The sequence below is a fragment of the Mycobacterium sp. TH-M116 genome (assembly GCF_057473685.1).
Genome location: NZ_JBYCLC010000213.1, coordinates 1 through 5243, shown reverse-complemented (window position 1 = coordinate 5243; position 5243 = coordinate 1). Strand labels below are relative to the sequence as shown.

Below are 5243 nucleotides of genomic sequence, written 5' to 3'. Positions count from 1 at the left end.
ACGGTAGGGTGCGTGCATGCCTGAGTCCCCGCGGCTGCTGTTCGTCCACGCGCACCCCGACGACGAGACCATCGGCACCGGCGCCACCATCGCCCATTACGCCGCTCGCGGGGCGGAGGTGGGCGTGGTCACCTGCACGCTCGGCGAGGAGGGCGAGGTGATCGGCGAGAAGTGGGCCGGGCTGGCCGTCGATCGCGCCGACCAGCTCGGTGGCTACCGGGTCGCTGAGCTGACCGCCGCACTGCGGGCGCTGGGCGTCGGCGGACCCACCTATCTCGGCGGCGCCGGCCGCTGGCGGGACTCGGGTATGGCCGGCACCGCAAAGCGGCGGCACCAGCGGTTCATCGACGCCGACGAGCGTGAGGCCGTCGGGTCATTGGTCGCCGTCATCCGCGACATGCGCCCGCACGTCGTCGTGACCTATGACCCCGAGGGGGGTTACGGCCACCCCGACCACGTCCACACCCACACTGTGACGACCGCCGCCGTGGCCGAAGCCGGTTCCGCCGCGGCCCAGTATCCGGGTACTCCATGGCAGGTGCCGAAGTTCTACTGGTCGGTGTTCGCCCTGAGCGCTTTCCGGGCGGCCCGGGACGCACTGCGGCCGCAGGATGTGCAACCGCACTGGGTGATCCCGCCGGACGAGGGATTCGCCTTCGGGTATGCCGACTCGGACATCGACGCCGTCGTCGAGGCCGGCCCGCAGGGGTGGGCCGCGAAGCGGGCCGCGCTCGCCGCGCACGCCACCCAGGTGGACCTGGGGCCGACCGGCCGGGCCTGCGCCCTGTCCAACAACATCGCGCTGCCGATCGCCGCCGACGAGCACTACGTGCTGGCCGCCGGCGCCGCGGGCGAACGTGACGAGCGCGGTTGGGAAACGGATCTGCTTGCAGGGCTTGGTTTCACTGCGGCCTGACGCGGTAGGCTTCCCCGCAGGCGCCCCACGGAAGGAATTCGCATGGACCCTGACATGGACCCTAATATGCAGCACTGGCAGGACCGGCTCGACAGCTTTCAATGGGTCATCGGTTCGATCCTCTCCCAGGTCGACAGCGTCCCGACCTGATCGCAACCAGGCCGAGCGCCGCGGGCGAGGACGGCGGCGCCGCAGACTCAGCTGTTCGCATGGTCGTCCTGATGCTGCTGGCCGTGGACGGCGTCCTGTCCGCACTGGCCGGAGCACTGCTGCTGCCTTCCTATGTCGGCGTTGTCCCCTTTCCCGTCAGCGGGCTGATCAGTGGGCTTGTCAACGCTGCCCTGGTGTGGGCCGCCGGCTTGTGGGCGAGGTCTCCGCGGGTGGCGGCGGTGCCGCTGTGGACGTGGCTGATCACCGTGGCGTTCATCAGTATGGGTGGCCCTGCGGACGACGTGATCCTCGGGGGCGAGGGCCTGATGCGCTACGGGGCGCTGTTGTTGATGGTGCTGGGGGTGACGCCGCCGGCGTGGGTGTTGTGGCGGCGCGGCCCACACGGCTGAGGACCTCACACGTCTGAGGATTACGGCAGGTTCGTCCCGATCGGCGGGAGTGGGGGGAACAGGCTGTGGAACCAGTTGGTCTCGGTGGTGACGAACTGGTTGATCGAGGCCGTGGTGGCCGCATAGATGTTGTTCAACCCCTGGGTGAAACTCACTGTCCCGTCGAGGAAGTCGATCGTATTGAACAGGACGCCACGAACCATGGGCTCGAACAGATAGTAGAAGTAGTTGATCTGCGGTGCCAGGATGCCGATCAAGAACAGCCATCGGACTCCATATGAGACCAGGTCAAAGCCGTATGCCACCCACGGCTCGACGGCAAGGTAGGCGTTCTCGATCGCGGTGCCCAGCGGCGCCAGTATGTTGGCGGCCGGGACCGACGCGGCCCCGGTGATCGCTGCCGGCGCAAGCAATGCGGCGGCCGCCTGCGTTGCTGCGGCAGCGTCGCCGCCGAAAAGCCCGGCTCCGGTGCCGAGCAGTCCGGCCGCGCCGCCCGCGGTCATCCAGCCGGACCCGGTTCCGATCAGCGGGTGTCCCAGCACTATCTCGGCGGGCGTGTTGACCGCGTTCACCAGGGTCTGCGCCGCGCGTGTTTCCGCGGACGCGTACGCGTTCGCCGCCTCGGTCAGCGCCTGGACGAACCGCTGGTGAAACTGCGACACCTGCGAGCTGAGCTGCTGATACTCCACCGCATGGTGGGAGAACAGGGCAGCGATCTGCGTCGACACCTCGTCGGCGGCGGCGGCCAGGACACCGGTCGTGGGCGGTGCCGCGACGGCGTTGGCGGTGCTGATCGTCGACCCGAGGCCGGCCAGATCCGATGCCGCGCTGACCAGCGCATCCGGCGCCGCCAGCACGAAAGACACCGCGCAGCCTCCAGGTTTTGCTGTCCGGCAATCGGGGTTGCCGGCAACGGATTTTCTGGGATCGTAACCCGATCGGGGCCGGCGGGCCGGGACGTCGGCAAAACGCCTGCGTCCGTGCGCGCGTGCAACGTCGCGTTGGGGACGGTCGAACGCCGGCAGGCGGCAGCCTGGCGCTAGTGTTGCGCATATGGCACCGTTGCCCAGGGACTCGTGTTGGGACGCGCGGATGAAATTCGAACGTGGGGAAGTTACAGCAAGGTGCCGTTGACTCCGGGCCAAGAGCCCACCGTGCTGCCCAGCCCCATCGTCGTGCCCCAGGCGGGCGCATCAGCGCTGCGGAGGGTGTTGCGTCGGGCCCGGGACGGCGTTGCGCTGAACGTGGAGGAGGCGGCGGTCGCGATGACCGCCCGCGGGGATGCCCTGGCCGACTTGTGCTCGAGCGCGTCGCGGGTCCGCGACGCGGGCCTGCAGTCGGCGGGACGGCGCGGGCCCGACGGCCGGCTGCCGATCACGTATTCGCGCAAGGTATTCATCCCGGTCACGCACCTGTGTCGCGACAGCTGCCACTACTGCACCTTTGTCGCCGCGCCGGGCAAACTGCGCGCCCGGGGCGCCGGAATGTATCTCGAGCCGGACGAGATTCTCCGAGTCGCCCGGCGCGGGGCCGAACTCGGTTGCAAGGAAGCGCTGTTCACTCTCGGTGACCGGCCCGAGGATCGATGGCCCGAGGCCAAAGAGTGGCTGGGGGAGCGCGGCTACGACTCCACGCTGTCCTACCTGCGGGCGATGTCGATCCGGGTGCTGGAGGAGACCGGGCTGCTGCCGCACCTGAACCCGGGCGTCATGAGCTGGTCGGAGATGTCACGGCTCAAGCCGGTCGCGCCGTCGATGGGCATGATGCTGGAGACGACGTCGCGGCGACTGTTCGAGACCAGAGGCCTTGCCCACTACGGCAGTCCGGACAAAGATCCGGTGGTGCGGCTGCGCGCGCTGACCGACGCGGGGCGCCTGTCCATTCCGTTCACCACCGGTCTGCTGGTCGGTATCGGCGAGACCCTGGCCGAACGTGCCGACACCTTGCACGCGATTCGCAAGTTGCACAAGGAGTTCGGGCACGTCCAAGAGGTGATCGTGCAGAACTTCCGCGCCAAGCAACACACCGTGATGGCCGCGGTGCCCGATGCCGGGATCGAGGATTACCTCGCGACGGTGGCGGTTGCGCGGCTGGTGCTGGGCCCGGGCATGCGTATCCAGGCGCCGCCCAACCTGGTCTCGCGCCAGGAGTGCCACGCGCTGATCGCCGCCGGCGTCGACGACTGGGGCGGCGTCTCGCCTCTGACGCCCGACCACGTGAACCCCGAACGGCCCTGGCCCGCCTTGGAAGAACTGGCCGCCGTCACCGCGGAGTCCGGGTATGACCTGACGCAACGGCTGACCGCCCAGCCCAGATACGTGCAGGCGGGAGCGGCCTGGATCGATCCGCGGGTGCGCAGACACGTGCTGGCGCTGGCCGACCCGGCGACCGGCCTGGCCCGTGACGTCAATCCGGTGGGTCTGCCCTGGCAGGAGCCTGACGACGTGGAGTCCTCGGGTCGGACCGACCTCCACGCGACCATCGACACCGCGGGCCGCAACGCGCAGGCCCGCAGCGATCTCGACAGTGCCTTCGGCGACTGGGAATCGATCCGGGCGCACGTACACGAGCTGGCCGCGCGGGCTCCCGAGCGTATCGACACCGACGTGCTCGCCGCGCTGCGGTCCGCGGAGCGCGATCCCGCGGCCTGCACCGACGGCGAGTACCTCGCCCTGGCCACCGCCGACGGCCCGGCATTGGAAGCGGTTGCGGCACTGGCCGACTCGTTGCGTCGTGACGCGGTCGGCGACGACGTGACCTTCGTGGTGAACCGCAACATCAACTTCACCAACATCTGTTACACCGGCTGCCGGTTCTGTGCCTTCGCTCAGCGCAAGGGGGACGCGGACGCGTATTCGCTGTCCACCGACGAGGTCGCAGACCGGGTCTGGGAGGCGCACGTGCAGGGCGCCACCGAGGTGTGCATGCAGGGTGGCATCGACCCCGAGCTGCCGGTGACCGGTTACGTCGAGCTGGTGCGCGCCGTCAAGGGCCGGGTGCCCTCGATGCACGTGCATGCGTTCTCCCCGATGGAGATCGCCAACGGTGTCACCAAGAGCGGGCTGAGTATTCGCGAATGGCTGGTCAGCCTGCGCGAAGCCGGGCTCGATACGATACCCGGCACCGCGGCCGAGATCCTCGACGACGAAGTGCGCTGGGTGCTCACCAAGGGCAAACTGCCGACGTCGCTGTGGATCGAGATCGTGTCCACCGCGCACGAAGTGGGCCTGCGATCCTCCTCGACCATGATGTACGGGCACGTCGACAACCCGCGCCACTGGGTTGCCCACCTGAACGTGCTGCGCGACATCCAGGATCGCACCGGCGGTTTCACCGAGTTCGTGCCGTTGCCGTTCGTGCACCAGAACTCGCCGTTGTACCTGGCCGGCGCGGCCCGTCCCGGACCCACCCATCGCGACAACCGCGCGGTGCATGCGCTCGCGCGAATCATGTTGCACGGCCGCATCTCGCACATCCAGACCAGCTGGGTCAAGCTTGGCGTCGAGCGCACGCGGGTGATGCTCAACGGCGGCGCCAACGATCTGGGCGGCACGCTGATGGAGGAGACGATCTCACGGATGGCGGGTTCGGAACACGGATCGTCGAAGAGCGCGGCGGAATTGGCCGCCATCGCCGAGGGCATCGGCCGTCCGGCGCGTCAGCGCACCACCACTTACATCACAAAGGCACCTACGTCACACGGGTCGCATGACCGTGGGGTGTTCAGCGGGCGCCGGGCAGCCCACAGGCCTGGATTTGGTTGGCCC

General features: G+C 68.9%; 4 protein-coding genes. 3 read left to right on the top strand and 1 reads right to left on the bottom strand.

Annotation, left to right across the window (positions count from 1 at the left end; translation table 11 throughout):
* Positions 1-16: 16 nt before the first annotated feature.
* Complete coding sequence (mshB, locus tag AC2VOK_RS11050) at positions 17-916, top strand: N-acetyl-1-D-myo-inositol-2-amino-2-deoxy-alpha-D-glucopyranoside deacetylase (RefSeq protein ID WP_428900505.1); 900 nt, start codon at positions 17-19, stop codon at positions 914-916.
* A 101-nt stretch (positions 917-1017) separates the two neighbouring features.
* A complete protein-coding gene (locus tag AC2VOK_RS11045) occupies positions 1018-1476 on the top strand; it encodes a hypothetical protein (RefSeq protein WP_428900504.1) in 459 nt (152 codons plus the stop codon).
* A 20-nt stretch (positions 1477-1496) separates the two neighbouring features.
* Here the strand turns inward: AC2VOK_RS11045 and AC2VOK_RS11040 are convergent, their stop codons facing one another.
* Positions 1497-2342 carry a PE family protein gene (locus AC2VOK_RS11040; RefSeq protein ID WP_428900503.1) on the bottom strand — a complete coding sequence of 282 codons (846 nt, stop codon included), beginning with the start codon at positions 2340-2342 and terminating at the stop codon, positions 1497-1499.
* Between the two features lie 258 nt (positions 2343-2600).
* Between AC2VOK_RS11040 and AC2VOK_RS11035 the strand changes: the two genes are divergently transcribed.
* Positions 2601-5243, top strand: a 2643-nt coding sequence (locus AC2VOK_RS11035; RefSeq protein ID WP_428900502.1) for a bifunctional FO biosynthesis protein CofGH, incomplete at its 3' end; no start/stop codon positions are given.